Annotated in this window: 12 protein-coding genes; 7 read left to right on the top strand and 5 right to left on the bottom strand. The window is 70.6% G+C overall.

Annotation, left to right across the window (positions count from 1 at the left end; translation table 11 throughout):
• Together ACWCSD_RS35995 and ACWCSD_RS35990 are read left to right on the top strand one after the other, a co-directional pair.
• Positions 1–1,109, top strand: a 1,109-nt coding sequence (locus ACWCSD_RS35995) for a cytochrome ubiquinol oxidase subunit I (RefSeq protein WP_449921679.1), incomplete at its 5' end; no start/stop codon positions are given.
• Between the two features lie 11 nt (positions 1,110–1,120).
• Positions 1,121–1,861 carry a cytochrome d ubiquinol oxidase subunit II gene (locus tag ACWCSD_RS35990; protein WP_397161631.1) on the top strand — a complete coding sequence of 247 codons (741 nt, stop codon included), beginning with the start codon at positions 1,121–1,123 and terminating at the stop codon, positions 1,859–1,861.
• A gap of 41 nt (positions 1,862–1,902) precedes the next feature.
• On the opposite strand, the gene ACWCSD_RS35985 is transcribed toward ACWCSD_RS35990, so the two are convergent.
• Genes ACWCSD_RS35985 through ACWCSD_RS35975 form a run of 3 tightly spaced genes read right to left on the bottom strand, consistent with a single transcriptional unit; the run spans position 1,903 to position 5,185 of the window.
• Positions 1,903–3,654, bottom strand: a complete 1,752-nt coding sequence (locus ACWCSD_RS35985) for a bifunctional metallophosphatase/5'-nucleotidase (RefSeq protein WP_449921676.1) — start codon at positions 3,652–3,654, stop codon at positions 1,903–1,905.
• 25 nt (positions 3,655–3,679) lie between these two features.
• Positions 3,680–4,453, bottom strand: coding sequence for an alpha/beta fold hydrolase (locus ACWCSD_RS35980; RefSeq protein WP_397161633.1), 774 nt, complete (start codon positions 4,451–4,453; stop codon positions 3,680–3,682).
• 9 nt (positions 4,454–4,462) lie between these two features.
• The gene (locus tag ACWCSD_RS35975) at positions 4,463–5,185 is read right to left on the bottom strand and encodes an SDR family NAD(P)-dependent oxidoreductase (protein WP_397161634.1); all 723 of its coding nucleotides are present in this window, start codon (positions 5,183–5,185) and stop codon (positions 4,463–4,465) included.
• A gap of 67 nt (positions 5,186–5,252) precedes the next feature.
• Between ACWCSD_RS35975 and ACWCSD_RS35970 the strand changes: the two genes are divergently transcribed.
• Positions 5,253–5,846 carry a TetR/AcrR family transcriptional regulator gene (locus ACWCSD_RS35970; protein ID WP_449921671.1) on the top strand — a complete coding sequence of 198 codons (594 nt, stop codon included), beginning with the start codon at positions 5,253–5,255 and terminating at the stop codon, positions 5,844–5,846.
• A 62-nt stretch (positions 5,847–5,908) separates the two neighbouring features.
• Here the strand turns inward: ACWCSD_RS35970 and ACWCSD_RS35965 are convergent, their stop codons facing one another.
• On the bottom strand, positions 5,909–7,573 hold the full coding sequence (locus tag ACWCSD_RS35965) for an alpha-amylase family protein (protein WP_449921669.1): 1,665 nt from the start codon (positions 7,571–7,573) through the stop codon (positions 5,909–5,911).
• A 161-nt stretch (positions 7,574–7,734) separates the two neighbouring features.
• Between ACWCSD_RS35965 and ACWCSD_RS35960 the strand changes: the two genes are divergently transcribed.
• Entirely contained in the window at positions 7,735–8,196 is a 462-nt protein-coding gene (locus ACWCSD_RS35960; protein ID WP_358000015.1) for a MarR family winged helix-turn-helix transcriptional regulator, read from the top strand.
• A 13-nt stretch (positions 8,197–8,209) separates the two neighbouring features.
• On the opposite strand, the gene ACWCSD_RS35955 is transcribed toward ACWCSD_RS35960, so the two are convergent.
• Complete coding sequence (locus ACWCSD_RS35955) at positions 8,210–9,322, bottom strand: NAD(P)/FAD-dependent oxidoreductase (protein ID WP_449921666.1); 1,113 nt, start codon at positions 9,320–9,322, stop codon at positions 8,210–8,212.
• A gap of 167 nt (positions 9,323–9,489) precedes the next feature.
• Here ACWCSD_RS35955 and ACWCSD_RS35950 point away from each other — a divergent pair, with 167 nt between their 5' ends.
• The 3 genes from ACWCSD_RS35950 to ACWCSD_RS35940 all read left to right on the top strand — a co-directional run.
• Positions 9,490–9,897 carry an SgcJ/EcaC family oxidoreductase gene (locus ACWCSD_RS35950; RefSeq protein ID WP_387681219.1) on the top strand — a complete coding sequence of 136 codons (408 nt, stop codon included), beginning with the start codon at positions 9,490–9,492 and terminating at the stop codon, positions 9,895–9,897.
• Between the two features lie 36 nt (positions 9,898–9,933).
• Positions 9,934–10,911: a sigma-70 family RNA polymerase sigma factor gene (locus tag ACWCSD_RS35945; RefSeq protein WP_449921662.1), complete on the top strand. Its 978-nt coding sequence runs from the start codon at positions 9,934–9,936 to the stop codon at positions 10,909–10,911.
• Positions 10,912–11,005: 94 nt separating this feature from the next.
• Positions 11,006–11,777: MFS transporter (locus tag ACWCSD_RS35940; RefSeq protein ID WP_449921659.1), on the top strand; the 772-nt coding region annotated here is incomplete at its 3' end.

Raw genomic sequence — 11,777 nt, 5'->3', positions numbered from 1 at the left:
TGCGGATGACGAGGTTCTGGGGGCAGCTCTACATCATCAACTACGCCATGGGCATCGTCACCGGGCTGGTCATGGAGTTCCAGCTCGGGCTGTCGTGGAGCGGGCTGACCGACTACGCGGGCAACGTCTTCGGCGCCTCGCTGGCGATCGAGACGCTGGTGGCCTTCTTCGTCGAGGCCACGTTCCTGGGCCTGTGGATCTTCGGCTGGAACCGGCTGAACCGCTGGGCGCACCTGGCGCTGATCTGGGTCGTCACGCTCACCGCCTACGCGTCGGCGTTCTGGATCATGATCTCCAACGGCTTCCTGCAGAACCCGGTCGGCTACGCCGTCGAGGGCGGCAGGCTGCGGCTGACCGACTTCGGGGCGATGATCGCCAACCCGGCCGCGCAGATCGCGTTCGGGCACGTCATCGGCGGCGCGATGATCGTCGGCGGGTTCTTCATGGCCGGGGTGAGCGCCTACCACCTGCGCAGACGCACGGCCGAGCACGACCTGTTCAGGAAGTCGCTGCGGATCGGCGTCGGCGTCGCGCTGCCGGCCTCGTTCTTCACGGTGACGTTCGGCGGGCTCGGGTTCCAGACCCTCCAGCCGTCCAAGGCGGCGGCCTGGACGGGCCAGGCCGAGCGGCTGGCCGCCGTGCAGGCGGACATGACGGCCAGGTTCGGGCCGGGCGACTACCTGCCGCCGACCGGCTTGGTGCAGGGGGCCGGCATCACGATGATGATCCTCTGGGTGGTGATGACCGTCGTGGCGGGGCTGAGCCTGCTGCTGATGTTCTTCCGGCCGGTCGTGCGCGGCTTCCGGGCCTGGCACTGGCTGCTGACGCTGATGATCCCCGTGCCGTTCGTCACCATGCTCGCCGGGTGGACCTTCCGCGAGGTGGGGCGTCAGCCGTGGGTGGTCTACGGGCTGCTGCGCACGTCCGAGGCCATGTCGCCGGTGACGGCGGGCGAGATGCGGCTGTCGCTGACGGCGTTCGTGTCGGTGTTCACGGTGCTGATCGCGGTCAACTACTGGCTGCTGGCCCGGGCGGCCAGGCGCGGGCCCGGCGCGGTCGCGCTCGGCGCCCTTCCGGTCGAGACCCCCGTTCCCGTCCCCGCGTTCTGAAGGAGCCGATCATGGAGATCTTCGTCCTGGCCTTCTTCGCCCTCGGCTACCTCGTGCTGGGCGGGGCCGACATCGGGGTCGGCATGGCGCTGCCGTACCTCGGGCGGTCGGCGGGCGAGCGGCGCGAGGTGATCGCCGCCATCGCGCCGTTCTTCCTCGGCAACGAGGTGTGGCTGGTGGCCTCGGCCGGAGTGCTCGCGGGGCTCTTCCCCGACCTGGAGGGCCATCTCCTGAGCGGCAACTACGCGGTGATCGTCGCGCTGCTCGTCTCGTGGGTGGTCAGGGACATGGGCCTGTGGCTGCGCGGGCGGGTGCCCGGCGCGCGCTGGCAGGCGTTCTGGGACGGCGGGATCGCGGCCGGGAGCTGGGGGCTGGCGCTGAGCTGGGGGCTGCTGCTCGCCGAGGTGCTGCTCGGCATCCAGGGGCCGCTCGTGCTGCTGGCCGCGCTGGTGGTGGCGGCGCTGTTCGCGGTGCACGGGCTGGCGTTCGCGGCGCTGCGGCTGCGCGGATCGTTGCGGGAGCGGGCCGGGGTGTTGTCCGGCGAGGCGGGCGAGGGCCGCACGTACGCGCTGACGGCCGGTGCGCTGCTGGTGGTCGGGGTGCTGGCCGGGCTGCGGCTGCCGCTCGTGGCGGGGTCGTCGGGGGCGCTGCTGACGCCGGTGATCCTCGTCCTGATCCCGCTGCTGGTGGCCTCGCAGGGGTGGGTGTGGTGGACGTTCCGGCACCGGGTCAGCGGGCCCTCGTACCTGTGACCAGGCGGGTGACCCTGGTGGAGCACCCGCCTGGCGTCGGGTCAGAACAGCGGAGCGCCGTCGCGGGTCAGCCGCCAGTTGGCGGAGGCGAAGTCGGCGGGGTTGATCGTGCCCTTGGCGGTGGCGTACTCGATCAGCGCCTGGCGGATCTCCACCTGCGCGTTGTACAGCACGGGAGCGGTGGTGACGTGCGGGAAGCCGCCGCCGCCCGACTGGCGGTAGTTGTTGATCGCGACCACGAACTCCTTGCCGGCCGGGATCGGCGCGCCCTCGAAGGTGAGGTTGGCGATGCGCTGCCCGGCGGGCTTGGCCACGTCGATGTCGTAGGAGACGCCCGAGAGCTGGTCGTAGTTGTAGTCCGGGGTGTTGCCGGCGTTGGTCAGCTTGGTGACGTCCACCGGGTCGCCCGGGTTGAGCTGGTTGAAGTACCGGGCCGAGTACTCCAGGTAGTCCTTGATCTGGGCGCCCGTCAGCTTGATCGCCAGCAGCGTGTTGTCGTAGACGTAGAGCCCGGCCACGTCCCTGACCCGCACGTCACCGGCGGGGAAGACGGCGGTGCGGCTGAACGGCGCGGCGATCGACAACACCGGCAGCGTGTTGCCCGGCAGGGCGGCCTTCACCGTCTCGGTCTGCACCTGCTGGATGTAGTCGAGGATCGGCGTGTCCTTGTACGGCGACTCGGCCGCCGACAGCTCCTCGGCCGACTTGGCGACGACCTTGTTGACGTAGCCCACCGTGGTGTCGTGCTGCGGCTTGAGCAGCGAGACGATCTTCGGGTCCTCCGTCACCGTGTTGGTGTTGAGCGTGGCCGAGCTCTTGCCAGTCACGACCCACTTCCCGCGTTGCTTGGTGAGGGTGAAGTCGAGCCGCGACAGGCGCTGGCCCCACTTGCCCGGCTCGGTGAGCAGCACCTGCTGCCCGGTGGTCCTGTTGGTCACGAAGCGCTGGGCGACCTCGTTGTGCGCGTGCCCGAACAGCACCGCGTCGATGCCCGGCACCTGCTCGGCGACCATCGCCGAGGCGTTCTCCACGGGCAGGTCGGTGCCGTAGGAGGACATGCCGCTGTCGCCCGCGTGCGCGGTCACCACGACCACGTCCGCGCCGAGGCCGCGGATGACCGGCACCCACTTCCTGGCCGACTCGACCAGGTCGGTGAAGCGCAGCTTGCCCTCGACGTTCGCCTTGTCCCAGATGGCCACGCCGGGGTTGGTCAGGCCGAGCACGCCGACCTTGATCGCCTTGTCGCCCTTGACCTTCATGGTCTTGATCACGAACGGCCGGTACGCCGGCAGCCCGCTCCCGGCGTGCACGGCGTTGGCGCCCAGCACCGGCGCCCGCATCTGCCTGATCCAGGTGGCCAGCAGCGGCAGACCATAGTTGAACTCGTGGTTCCCGAGGGTGACGGCGTCGTAGCCGATGGCGTTCATGGCCTTGGCCATCGGGTGGGTCTGCCCGGTCTCGGTGATCGGCTCGACCTTGGCGTAGTAGTAGGCCAGGGGCGTGCCCTGGATCGTGTCACCCGAGTCGAACAGCAGCGTGTGGTCCGCCCCGCGCTCGGCCCTGACCTTGTTGACCAGCGACGACACCTGGGCCAGGCCGATGGTGTTGCCCTGCTTGTCGGCGTAGGCGGCGTCCTTGAAGTAGTCCCAGTTGAGGGCGTTGCTGTGGATGTCCGACGTCCCCATCACGGTGACGGTGACGCTCTTGTCCCCGCTCGCGTGGGCGGGGAGCGCCACCAGGGCCAGCGCGGTCAGCGCGGCGGCCCCTGTGGCGGCGAGCTTCTTGGTCTGCATGTGCCTGGAGGGTAACCAGGACAAATTACTCGTTGGTTACGAAATCGCGGATCAAGGCTGTCACCTCTTCGGGACGTTCGTGTAGCACCACATGCCCGCTGTCCAGCTCGGCGTAACGGCTGCCGGGCAGCGCGGCGTGCAGGGCGCGGGCGTGCCCGACCGGGACGAGGTGGTCCTGCGTGCAGCCGATCACCAGCGTGGGCGCGGTGATGCTCGGGAGCAGGTCCCTGATGTCGGTCCTGAGGTCCAGCTCGATCTGGCGTACCGTGCCGGGGGGCGGGTCGCCGGCCATCATGGCCTTCAGGCCGTCCTCGCCCTGGCCGCTCACGAAGGCCGGGCTGAAGCCGACCAGCGGGGCGTACGCCGCGAAGCTCTCGGGGTCGGTGGCCGCCAGCCGGGCCCAGGTGCGCAGGCCGAGCCGGAGCCGTGGGTCGCCGGCGTGCGTCCAGCCCGCGATGAGCACCAGCCGCCTGACCAGCTCGGGATGCCGGGCGGCGACCCCCGCCGCCACCACCGCGCCCAGCGAGAAGCCGACCAGGTCGGACGGGCCGCCCTCGGGGAAGGTCGCCGCGACCTGCTCGATCAGCAGGTCGAGCGTGAGGTCGCCGCCGGGGTCGGCGGTCTCGCCGCTGCCGGCGTAGTCGGGGGTGATCACCGTGCGGATGTCGGTGAAGTTCTGGACGAGGTGGCCGTAGTTGCTGACGGCGTCGCCGCCGGTGCCGTGCACCATGACCAGGCCGGGGCCGCCGCCCGCCCGGTTGAAGTGCACGTGTCCGCCGTCGTGGACGACTGTGGGCATGGGGGTCTCCTAGAGGTTTCCGCCGCCGGTGGCGTCGAGGGTGGTGCCGGTGATGAAGCTCGCCGCGGGCGAGGCGGCGAAGGCGACCACGTCCGCGATCTCGCCGGGCTCGCCGATGCGGTTGAGCGCGTGCCTGCTCGCCGCGTACGCGCGGGCCCCGGGGTCGCTCAGCCAGCCCGCGTTGACGTCGGTGTCGATGATGCCGGGCGCGACGTTGTTGACCGTGATGCCGCGCGGCCCCAGCTCCTTGGCCAGGGCCAGCGTGAACACCTGGACCGCGCCCTTGGTCATCGCGTACGCGATGCCCTCGGGATAGGCGATGCGGGCCGCGCCGGAGGAGATGTTCACGATGCGGCCGCCGTCGGGGATCAGCGGCAGCACCTGCCGGGTGAGGAAGAACAGGCCCTTGACGTTGACCGCGAACAGCCGGTCGTAGCCCTCCTCCGTCTCCTGCGCGAGCGGCTTGGACAGGCCGATGCCGGCGTTGTTGACCAGCACGTCGAGCACGTCGGTCTCCTCGGCCACCCGGCGGGCGAGCCGCTCGACCTCCTCGGGCACGCCCAGGTCGGCCCGCACGGCCACGGCGTTCGCCCCGATCAGCCCGACGACCTCCTCGGCCGCGGCGGCGTCCCTGGCGTAGTTCACGATCACGCGGAACCCGTCCTTGGCCAGGCGCAGCGCGATGGCCCGGCCGATGCCCCTGCCGGCGCCCGTCACCAGGGCAGTCCTCATCGCTCGAATCCTTTCTTTAGCGATCGATACAGAAACCATAACATAGCGATCGCTATAGAATGAGCGCATGGCGAGGCAGCGGGCATTCGACAGGGACGCGGCACTGGAGAGCGCGCTGCGCGCGTTCTGGGAGCACGGCTACGAGGCGACCTCGATCGCGGCGCTGACCGCCGCCATGGGCATCAGGCCCCCCAGCCTGTACGCGGCCTTCGGCGACAAACGGCGGCTGTTCGAGGAGGCGGTGCGCCGCTACCAGCTCACCCACGGCGCGTTCACCACCAGGGCGCTCGCCGAGGAGCCCACCGGCCGCCAGGCCGTCGAACGCGTGCTGCGCGAGTCGGCCGCCGAGTACACGAACGCGGACCACCCGCCCGGCTGCCTGATCATCAGCGCCGCGGTCAACTGCGGGCCGGAGTCCGCCGACGTGGCGGAGTTGCTGCGCGGGTTCAGGGAGGCGGCGAAGGCGGCGATCAGGAAACGCGTGGACGACGACGTGGCGGCCGGCCGGCTGGCCCCCGGCACCGACACGGAAGCCCTGGCCACCTTCTTCGCGTCGGTGATCCAGGGCATGTCCACGCAGTCCCGCGACGGCGCCTCCTACGCCGTCCTGCTGGGGGTCGCCGAACTCGCGATGGCGGCCTACCCGCCGCCCCCGCACTGACGGCCGCGCGAACGCCGCACGGCCGCCCGGCTACGAATGCCTGGAATGCATGGCCGTCCGGATCATTGCGACATGACGCCCGCGTCCTCCGGGGGCAGCTCGGGGGGCGAGGCGCGCAGCCAGCGGCAGCCGTGCGGTCCCAGCGCGAGCTTGGCCGTGCCGTCGGCAGACACCTTGATCGTGCCGTCCACCAGCAGGTCCGTGAGGTCGCAGTTCTCCAGGCCGTCCAGCCGCAGCTCGACGTCCCTGGCCGTGTCGCACAGGTTGTGGGCGACCACGACCGTCGCGCCGTCGGCGTCGCAGCGGTGCGAGAAGATCGCGTCGTCGCCGGTGTCCAGCACCGCGTACTGGCCCCACGCCAGCTCAGGGCATTCGCGGTACCGCTCGATGAGGAGCTGGAACCAGCGCAGCAGCGAGTCGGTGTCGCGTTTCTGGTCGGCCACGTTGACCCGGTCGGGCGCGAACGAGCCCTCGGGGATCTCGCGGACCGTCTCCTCCTTCTGGCTGAAACCGCCGTCCTCGGACCACTGCATGGGGATGCGGACGGCCATCCGCCCCTCTTCGTCCAGGTTCTCCCCCATGCCGATCTCCTCGCCGTAGAAGATCACGGGGGTGCCGGGAAGGGAGAACAGCAGGCTGTAGGCCATCTTGATGCGCCGCAGGTCGCCGCCGAACATCGTGGGCAGCCGCCGCCGCAGCCCGCGGCCGAAGATCTGCATGTCCTTACGGGGGCCGAACGCCTCGAAGATCTCCTGGCGTTCCTCTTCGGTGAGCTTGTCGAGGGTCAGTTCGTCGTGGTTGCGGAGGAACATCGCCCATTGACAGTCCTTGGGAGCCCGGGGGCGTTCCTGCAGGGCGTCCATCAGGGGGCGGGCGTTGTTACGGGCGAAGGAGAGCCAGCTGTTCTGCATGCCGATGAAGTCGAAGCACATGGTGATCTGGTCACCGAGCCCTTCACCGAAGTACCGCAGTAACTCCTTGTAGGGCAGGTTGACCTCGCCCAGCAGGATCGAGCCGCCCTTGCGCCTGGTCATGAAGGCCCGCAGGTCGGCCAGGAACTCGTGCGGGTTGGCCAGCTTGGGGTTGACGTTCTCGATGAGGAACGGCACCGCGTCCACCCGGAAGCCCGACAGGCCGAGCTCCATCCAGAAGCCGAGGATGCGGGTGATCTCGTCCCTGACCTCGGGGTTGCCGACGTTCAGGTCCGGCTGGTGACGGTAGAAGCTGTGCAGGTAGTACTGGCCGCTGCCCTCGTCGTACTGCCAGATGGAGTCCTCCTTGTCGGGGAAGACCACCTGTTTCGGGTCGTCGGGCTCGGGGGTGTCGGACCAGACGTACCAGTCGCGCATCGGCGAGTCCTTGCTCCTGCGCGACTCCTTGAACCAGGGGTGCTGGTCCGAGGTGTGGTTGACGACCAGGTCCGCGATCACCCGCAGGCCCCGGTCGTTGGCGGTCCGCATGAACTCCACGAAGTCGCCCAGGGTCCCCAGCCGGGGGTCGATGCTGTAGAAGTCGGTGATGTCGTAACCGTCGTCCCGGTTGGGGGTGGGGAAGAACGGCATCAACCAGAGGCAGGTCACGCCGAGACCCGCGAGGTAGTCGATCTGCTGGGTCAAGCCGCGGAAGTCGCCCACACCGTCGCCGTTACCGTCCTTGAACGTCTCCACGTCCAGGCAGTACACGACGGCGTTCTTCCACCAGACGTCGGAGGTGTACGTCAGTCGCATGGCGGGCCTGCTACCCACCCGGCCAGAAGAAATGTCCTTTTGGTGGTTTGCGTCCGGTTCTAATCCCGTGACCTCAGGCCACCAGGGCATCGCCGAACCCGAGCAGCCGTGCGGATCCCACGCAAATAGTTCGGGAGCCGAACTGATGGTAACCTGATCTCATGGCCAAGCCCGAGGAGCAGCTGGGAGTCGTCTCCGCCCTGGTGCGCTCGACCTTCCTGGTCAATGCCGTCTACGCCGAGTCCGCCCGCGCGTACGGGCTGACCTCCCAGCAGGGCCAGCTCCTGTGCGTGCTGATGGCCCAGCCGTACGGGATGAGCGAGCTGGGCGCGATGTTGCGCCTGGCCAAGTCGAGCCTCACCGAGCTGGTCGACCGCACCGCGCAGCGCGGCATGGTGCGCCGCGAGCCCAACCCCGCCGACCGGCGCGCCGTCCAGGTCACGCTGACCGAGGAGGGCGCCAAGCTCGCCGACGAGTTCTACACCGAGGCGTGCCGGCGCATCGACGAGCTTCCGTCGGGGCTCGACGAGGCCGAGCGCGCCACGCTCGCCGACCTGCTCTCCCGCCTGGTGCGGGACAACAACGCCCCGACGGTCTTCATCGAGCGCGCCGACACCCCCTGACCGCCGCCCGCGGTCACACCCCGGCCGGCGCCGGCTCGCCGGCGACCCCGAACAGCTCGGCGAACCGTCCGGTGAACAGGTCCCGGCCCTTGTAGTCGGCCACCGACTCGGCCGGCAGCACGATCGGCCCCTCGGGCGAGGGCAGCTGGCCGACGCCCCCTTCGGCCCCCAGCGGCAGCAGCACGAACGGCAGCGGCGAGGGCCGGTACACCGACGAGGGCCGCTCGCCGCGCAGCTGGGCGATGATGTTCGCGGCCACGACCTCGGCGTGCTGCATCGCGTTCCCGGCCATCTTGGCCTCGGCCAGGTCGGTGATGTCGCCGATCGCGTAGACGTGCTCGTGGCCCTCGACGTTGAGCCGTTCGGTCACCCGTACGTGGCCGCGGGGCGTGCGCGCGTCGCCGAGGTCGCCGTCGAGGTAGCCGGTCCGGACGCGCACGCCGTACGCGCGGAACCAGATGTCGGCCGACAGCTCCCCCGCCGTGGACCCGACGGTGAACGGCTCGGCCCGCCCCGGCCCGCCGGGCGGCTCGCCGTCCAGCGTGGTGCCGAGCAGCAGCTCCACCCCCAGCTCGGCGAGCTGCCTGCGCAGGTCGGCGCGCACCTGCGGCTCGAACGCCGGCAGCAGCTCCGTGCCGTGATCGACGATCGTGACCCGCTTGTCCGGCCACACCGCCTTGATCTCCCCGGCCAGCTCCAGCCCGACCGGCCCGGCCCCGGCGATCAGCACCCGCCCGGCCCGCGCCAGCTCCCCGTGGACGGCGTGGATGCACTCCCGCGCCTGCCCGGCCAGGTCGTCCTCGAACTTGAACGGGAAGGGGTACCCCGACCCGGTGGCCAGCACGAGGTAGTCGGCCTCCACCCGTTCCCCGGACGCCAGCAGCACACCCCGCGAATCCACCGAGACCGCCCGCTCCCGGACGATCCGGCCATGCTGCATCAACCGGTCGTAGGGGAAGAACATCTTCCCGGCCCATTCCGGCCGGGCGAGGGCCCGCATGGACGCGGCGTTCTGGACGAAGGCGTCCTTGGGCTCGACGAGCACGACGTCCGCGTGCTCGTCCAGCGCCTTGGCGGCCGCCGCGCCGCCGTAACCACCACCGATGATCGCCACAGTACGGCTCATGGTGCACATCTCCCGTCGAGACCACAGCTTGTTCGTATTACGAACCATAATAGTTCGTAACCCGAACCGCAACCGCCCGAAAAGTTCTCCGCCCCGGCGCGATGAGTTCCGGCGGCCCCGCCGGTACGTATCCGTGAACCTGTCACCAGCGATGAGGAGAGACAGCCATGACCGAGACCCGAGAGCACGACGTGGCCGCCATCAAGAGCGTCCTTGAGCGCCTCTACCAGGCATGGGCCGACGGCGACGCCGACGCCTTCGTCACCGACTACACCGAGGACGCCACCGCGATCATGCCCGGCAGCGTGCGCCGGTCGAGGGAGGAGGTGCGCGGGAAGATGGCCGAGGGCTTCGCGTCCTACCTCAAGGGCAGCACGACCGCCGACCGGCTGGAGAGCATCCGTTTCCTGGGCGAGAGCGCCGCGATCGCGGTGAGCGAGACCGGCGTCCTATTCCCCGGCGAGACCGAGGTCCCCGCCGAGCGTATGGTGTACGCGACCTGGGTGCTGGAGAAGCGGGACGGCGCCTGGCTGCTCGCGGCCTACCACAACAGCCCGGCCGTCGTGGCAGGCTGACGTACCCGTAAGGCAGGCGGAAGGCAGGACAAGGGCGTGGACGCGGTGACGCCGGGACAAGAGGGCTTCGATCGCCGGATCGAGCCGTTCCGCAAGGAGCTGCTGGCGTACTGCTACCGGATGCTCGGCTCACCCCACGACGCCGAGGACCTGGTCCAGGAGACGTACCTGCGAGCGTGGCGGGCGCGGGAGCAGTACGACGGCACCCGCAGCTCCCTGCGCACCTGGCTCTACCGGATCGCGACCAACGCCTGCCTGACGGCCCTGGAGGTCCGGGGCCGCCGGCCGCTGCCGTCGGGGCTGGTGGCCGCGTCCGACCCGCTGGCGCCGCTCGTCCAGGGGGAGAACCTGGCCTGGCTCCAGCCCCTGCCGGACTCGATGCTGGACGGGGGCGACCCGGCCGGCGCCGTGGTCGAGCGCAGCGGCCTGCGCCTGGCGTTCGCCGCCGCCCTCCAACACCTGTCGGCGCGCCAGCGCGGCGCGCTGATCCTGCGGGACGTGCTGAGCTTCTCCGCGTCGGAGTCGGCGGAGATCCTCGGCACCACCGTCGTGTCGGTGAACAGCTCCCTGCAGCGGGCGCGCGCCCGGGTGAAGGAGGCCGGCGTCCGGCGCGAACCGCTCGGCGAGCCGCCGCTGGCCGAGCAGCGCGCCTGGGTCGACCGCTACATGCGGGCCTTCGAGCACGCCGACGTCGAGGAGCTCAAACGGCTGCTCACCGAGGACGTCGTCATGGAGATGCCGCCGATGCTCAACTGGTTCGCCGGGCGCGGCAACTACGGCCTGTTCATGGACTGGGTCTTCGAGGCGGCCGGCACCGACTGGCGGCTGGCGGCGGTCACGGCCAACGGCCAGCCGGGGTTCGGCGCCTTCCGGCGCGCCGGCGACCGGTACGAGCCCCACACGCTGCAGCTCTTCACCGTCACCGCCGAGGGCATCAGCCGGAACTCGGTGTTCCAGGGGGCCGAGATCTTCGCGGCCTTCGGTCTGGCGGCCGGATTCGACGCGCCCCGATGACCCCGGCGGGCCCGCAAGTTTCTTCAAGACCGGGCAGGGGCGGACGGCCGATGCTGGGCGGGTGATTTCACCCGTTTCTACCCTGGTGACCGGCGTGCGCCGTGGCCCGATGCTCGCCGTGCTGCTCACCGGCCAGGTCATGGCCTCCATGGACGGCTCGATCGTGTCGGTCGCCGCGCAGACCATCCGCCAGGACCTCCACGCCGGCGGCACGGCGATCCAGCTCGTCGTGTCGGGCTACCTGCTGACCGTCGGCGTGCTCCTGGTCACCTGCGCGCGCATCGGCGACCTCGTCGGGCAGCGGCGCGCGTTCCTGCTCGGCCTGGGCTGGTTCACCGCCGCCTCGCTGCTGTGCGGGCTGGCCCCCGACGTGGGCGTGCTGGTGCTCGCGCGCGTCGCGCAGGCCGCCGGGGCGGCGCTGCTCACGCCGCAGATCTTCGCGCTCATCCAGACGCACTGGCAGGGCGACGCCCGCCGCCGGGCGATCGGCCTGTACAGCATGGTGCTCGCCCTGGGCGTCGCGCTGGGGCAGGTGGTCGGCGGGCTGGTCGTCAGCGCGGACCTCCTGGGCCTGTCCTGGCGGCCGGTGTTCCTGATCAACATCCCGATCGGCGTGATCGCGCTGGCCGTGGGGCCGCGCCTGCTGCCGCCCTCGCCCGTGACCGCGCGGGCGCGCCTCGACCCGGGCGGCGTGGCGATCCTGACCGCGGCCATGGCCGCGATCACCGTCCCGCTGATCTTCGGCCGCGACCTCGGCCGGCCGCTCTGGATGTGGATCTCGCTGGCCTGCGGCGCCGCGCTGTCGGTGGTGTTCGTCCGGCACGAGACCAGGGCCCGGCACCCGCTGCTCGACCTGGCCTCGGTAC

This window comes from Nonomuraea sp. NPDC001684 (genome assembly GCF_053596515.1).
This window is presented reverse-complemented; position numbering and strand designations above follow the sequence as displayed.

What these genes read in the sequence shown, in the direction of transcription:
- ACWCSD_RS35985 (WP_449921676.1), bottom strand. Translation starts at nt 3,654, where the DNA reads ATGCAGACCAAGAAGCTCGCCGCCACAGGGGCCGCCGCGCTGACCGCG.
- ACWCSD_RS35975 (WP_397161634.1), bottom strand. Translation starts at nt 5,185, where the DNA reads ATGAGGACTGCCCTGGTGACGGGCGCCGGCAGGGGCATCGGCCGGGCC.
- ACWCSD_RS35980 (WP_397161633.1), bottom strand. Translation starts at nt 4,453, where the DNA reads ATGCCCACAGTCGTCCACGACGGCGGACACGTGCACTTCAACCGGGCG.
- ACWCSD_RS35990 (WP_397161631.1), top strand. Translation starts at nt 1,121, where the DNA reads ATGGAGATCTTCGTCCTGGCCTTCTTCGCCCTCGGCTACCTCGTGCTG.
- ACWCSD_RS35960 (WP_358000015.1), top strand. Translation starts at nt 7,735, where the DNA reads ATGGCCAAGCCCGAGGAGCAGCTGGGAGTCGTCTCCGCCCTGGTGCGC.
- ACWCSD_RS35955 (WP_449921666.1), bottom strand. Translation starts at nt 9,322, where the DNA reads ATGAGCCGTACTGTGGCGATCATCGGTGGTGGTTACGGCGGCGCGGCG.
- ACWCSD_RS35970 (WP_449921671.1), top strand. Translation starts at nt 5,253, where the DNA reads ATGGCGAGGCAGCGGGCATTCGACAGGGACGCGGCACTGGAGAGCGCG.
- ACWCSD_RS35965 (WP_449921669.1), bottom strand. Translation starts at nt 7,573, where the DNA reads ATGCGACTGACGTACACCTCCGACGTCTGGTGGAAGAACGCCGTCGTG.
- ACWCSD_RS35950 (WP_387681219.1), top strand. Translation starts at nt 9,490, where the DNA reads ATGACCGAGACCCGAGAGCACGACGTGGCCGCCATCAAGAGCGTCCTT.